Origin of the sequence: Paenibacillus xylanexedens (assembly GCF_007676705.1) — a bacterium.
Taxonomy (GTDB): domain Bacteria; phylum Bacillota; class Bacilli; order Paenibacillales; family Paenibacillaceae; genus Paenibacillus; species Paenibacillus xylanexedens_C.
This window is the reverse complement of the sequence record NZ_VEBF01000482.1, coordinates 1-252: the sequence shown is the minus strand read 5'-3', so window position 1 is coordinate 252 and position 252 is coordinate 1. Positions and strand designations below refer to the sequence as shown.

Sequence of the window (252 nt, the reverse complement as noted above, 5' to 3'; positions counted from 1 at the left end):
GGAAGTGTTGGAGATGAGGGGTTTTGGAGTGAAGGGATGGGGAAAGGAATTGGGATTATGGCTGGAAGTGGAAGGATGGTATGTGCTGTTGAAGGTGTAGTAAGGAGGATAAGGAGATGGAGAGATGGGATTGGGGTGATTGGGAAGGATGGTGTGGAGGTTGTGATGGATGTTGGGGTTGATAGGGTCAAAGTGAAAGGGGAGGGTTTGTCTGTGAAAGTAGAGGAAGGGGATAGGGTGAATGTGGGTGAT

At 49.2% G+C, this 252-nt stretch carries 1 protein-coding gene; it reads left to right on the top strand.

Features of this window, described 5'->3' with window-relative positions; all coding sequences use genetic code 11:
* Positions 1–252: PTS glucose transporter subunit IIA (locus FS628_RS30795; protein ID WP_186328064.1), on the top strand; the 252-nt coding region annotated here is incomplete at both ends.